Source organism: Actinomycetota bacterium, assembly GCA_036280995.1.
Lineage (GTDB): Bacteria > Actinomycetota > CALGFH01 > CALGFH01 > CALGFH01 > CALGFH01.
Genome location: DASUPQ010000481.1, coordinates 1 through 3,394, shown reverse-complemented (window position 1 = coordinate 3,394; position 3,394 = coordinate 1). Strand labels below are relative to the sequence as shown.

3 protein-coding genes are annotated in these 3,394 nt (G+C 72.3%); all 3 read right to left on the bottom strand.

Features of this window, described 5'->3' with window-relative positions; translation table 11 throughout:
* The coding region (locus VF468_16145) for a hypothetical protein (protein ID HEX5879824.1) at nucleotides 1-484 on the bottom strand (484 nt) is incomplete at its 3' end.
* A gap of 162 nt (nucleotides 485-646) precedes the next feature.
* Entirely contained in the window at nucleotides 647-2,617 is a 1,971-nt protein-coding gene (locus tag VF468_16140) for an AarF/UbiB family protein (protein HEX5879823.1), read from the bottom strand.
* Between the two features lie 83 nt (nucleotides 2,618-2,700).
* The coding region (locus VF468_16135; protein HEX5879822.1) for a PEP-utilizing enzyme at nucleotides 2,701-3,394 on the bottom strand (694 nt) is incomplete at its 5' end.

The following is a 3,394-nucleotide window of genomic DNA, read 5'->3' as shown; positions in this document are numbered from 1 at the left end:
TGGCTGGTTGGCGGTCGCCGGCCGGCGCCTCTGGTGGCGGCCGCCGCTGGGTGGGGCACTGCGGCCGCTCGCCCAGCACGTCGCGGTCCAGAGTGTCCCGCAGGGCCAGCTCGCGCTGGTCGATGAGCCCGAACCCGAGCCGGTTGGGTCCGGAGCAATAGCCGATGGTGGTGTCGGGGTCGACCAGCCCGCTGCGGCCGAAGTCACCGATCGTATCCAGCGCACAGACCCGGCGGTGCTCGCTGAGTGGAGCGATGATCGAGGACCACACGAAGCCGCCGACCGCGGCCGGGTGGGTCATCACCAGCGGCGGTGCGGCCGGATCGCCGCTGGCGATGACGTGGGTCCGTCCGTAGCGCGTGTTGACGAAGAACGTCTCGAATGGCACCGGCCAGTGCCGCAGCCCCTCGCCGCAGATCGCCATGAGCTTGGCGCGGATCTCTTCGGTGCGAAAGATCGGGAGCTCAGCCGCTGTTGGGGCCATCACGCCTACCCCTTGTCTTTGCCTGCATGCGCTTGTCGGTTGGCAGCGGACGTACTCTCGGCTTTGAGTGCTCCTGCCTACGGGTCATTGAGGCCACCCCACGGCAAGTTCGGGTCGCGGAGCACCCTCAGCAAGCGAAGGCTGTGTGTCCCATGCCAGGCCTCACCCTGCCCCTTCTCGCAGGGCTGCCAGGACGACCCGCAGGATGAGCACGGTGGCCAGGAACAACCCCATGTAGCCAAATAGGTCCAGCAGCGAGGTGGCCCGGGTCAGCTGGGGGCCGCCGGGCACCGCCAGCAGCCCCACCGACACCAGCGCCACCAGTCCACCCAGCAGGCCCAGCACCACCCGGTTGACCAGCCGGCTGACCACGGCGACGTCGCGGTCGTCGGCAAACAGGCTGATGTGGGCGCCCAGCTCGCCCCGCTCGAGCAGGGTCGCCACCCGTTCCAGGTGCCGTGGGGCCCGGCGCAGGATGGGCAGCACCGTCACCAGCTCCTGCTTGGCCGTCTCCTGCCAGGTCGCTGGGGCCAGCCGCTCCTGCACCAGTTCGGTGGCGAAGTCCTCGGCCGCCTGCACGAGGGGATAGCCCGGGCACAGCAGGCTGAGGGTGCCTTCCAGGGTCGCCAGGGTGCGAAACAGCAGACTGGTGGTGGGGCTCATGGCGATGCCGAAGGCCAGGAAGATGGCTAGCAGCTCCTGCAGCATCGCCGCGCTCGGCGTGATCTCGCCGCCCAGCTGCCTGGCCATGAAGCGGGCCAGCGCCCGCTCCAGCTGCCGCTCGTCCAGCCGCTGGCGCAGGGTGGCGACCTCCAGCACCGCCTCCCGCAGCAGGGCCGGGTCGCGTTGCTTGAGGGCGGAAAGCAGGTCGGTGATCGAGGCGCGCTCCAGGGCGTCCAGCCGCCCGGTCGAGCCCAAGTCCAGCAGCCCCAGCCGCCCGTCGGCCAGCACCATCACGTTGCCGGGATGGGGGTCGCCGTGGAAACGCTCGCCGTTGAGCATCTGCCGCAGGACCGAGCGCAACAACACATCAGCGAGTTTCTCGCGGTCGACCCCGAGCCCGTCCAGCCGTTCAGCCTGGCCGACGCTGGTTCCCTCCAGCTGCTCCAGGACCAGTACCCGGGAGGTGGACAGCTGGGCGTGCACCGTGGGCAGGTGGATTTCGGGGGTGTCGGCCAGGCCGGCCGCGACCTCGGTGATGTTGCGCGCCTCGGCCCCAAAGTCGAGTTCTTGGCGGAGGTTGTCGGCGAACTCGGCGGCCAGGTCGGCCACGCCGTAGGCGGCGCCCCAGGCGGTGCGGGTCTGGATGCGGCGAGCCAGGTGCAGCACGATGGCCAGGTCTTGCTCGACCAGCTGGGCGATGCCGGGCCGCTGCACCTTGACGATCACCCGCTCACCGGTGGCCAGCCGGCCGGCATGGGCCTGGGCGATCGAGGCGGCGGCCACCGGCGCCCAGTCAAAGGCGGCAAAGACCGCATCCACCGGTGCGCCCAGCTCCTGCTCCAGCAACGCCCCGACGGCGGCCGGGTCGGCGGGGGCCATCTGCTCCTGCAGCCCGGCCAACTCGTGGGCGAGCGCTGGAGGGACCACGTCGGGGCGGGTGGACAGCATCTGGCCGAGCTTGACGAACATCCCGCCGGCCTGCTCCAACGCCAGCCGGGCGCGCCGCTCGGGGGCGACCGCCGCCCCGTCGGGTTGGCGGGCGCGGCCCAGGCCCAGGTAAGGACCCAGGCCGTGGTGGACGGCCAGCCGGGTGATCTGGAGGTAGCGACCCAGCCGCTGGAGGTGGTGGCGCAGCCAGCGCAGCGGATGAGGCACCCCGCCCGGGACCACCCGGATGGTGGCGGCTGGCGTTGGCCTGGCCAGCAGCTGCAGGCCGACCGTGGCCGCCATGGCGAACACGCTCGCCAACAGCAGCATGGTGCCGACCGCGCCGGGCGCCGCCAGCGTGCACCCCACCAGCGAGCCGGCAGACCCAGCCGCAAAGGCCATCAGCAACGACCGCCGCCTGACCCCCAGCAGCCGACCGGTCAGCCAGGCCACCAGCACGGTCACCGGCAACATCTGCAACCACATCAGCATGAAGTCGCCGACCGGGGACCAAGGCGCCATAATCGCCTGCACCTGGGTCATCGTTGGCACCCCCTCTCCAGCGGGCCGAGGGCACTGTTCAACAGTCACCTCAGCGCTCTGACCCGTACACGAAGGGCCGAAGGTCACCCGACCACAAGACCATTTAGCCCCGCCGCACTGGCTCCTCCTCTCCCTTGGCGTGGCCCGTCTGCTGCCAGGTGCACCTCCCCGGCGGTGCCGTCGACGGTCACGGCGTCGCCGTCGCGCAGGCGGCGGGTGGCGTCGCCGGTGGCCAGCACGGCGGGGATGCCGTACTCGCGGGCGATCACCGCGGCATGGGCGAGCAGCCCGCCGCCGTCGGTGACCAGCGCGCCCGCCTGGGTGAACAGCACCGACCAGGCCGGGCTGGTGGTCGGGCAGACCAGCACCTCACCGGGGCCGAGGCGCCCGAACTGCGACTCCTCGCGGATCACCCGCACCGTCCCGGTGTGCCGCCCCGGCGAGCCGGCCAGCCCCGTGATGACCGACCCGTCCCCCTCCGGCCGGGTGGGCGTGGTCCGCAGGCCAAGGTTCCACAACATCAGCATCGCAGCCGACAGCTGCCGGAGGCCGGCGGGCAGCCCGCGCAGGTCGCTGGGCGGCACCGACGGAGGGCCATAGGAGCGCGGGCCGGGATGGGCGGCCACCCAGGCCCGCTCGGCCCGCCGCTGGGCCACCTGGGCCCGCAGGTCGCCCGACCCGCTCAGCAGCGCCGCCCGGAGCTCGGCGTCGGCGAGGAACACCGCATCGTCGGGCCTGGCCACCAGGCCCCGGTCGACCAGGCGCCGCCCGGCCTCG

Excerpts from the sequence above, each read along its gene's own strand:
- VF468_16140 (HEX5879823.1), bottom strand. The coding sequence starts at position 2,617 with ATGACCCAGGTGCAGGCGATTATGGCGCCTTGGTCCCCGGTCGGCGAC.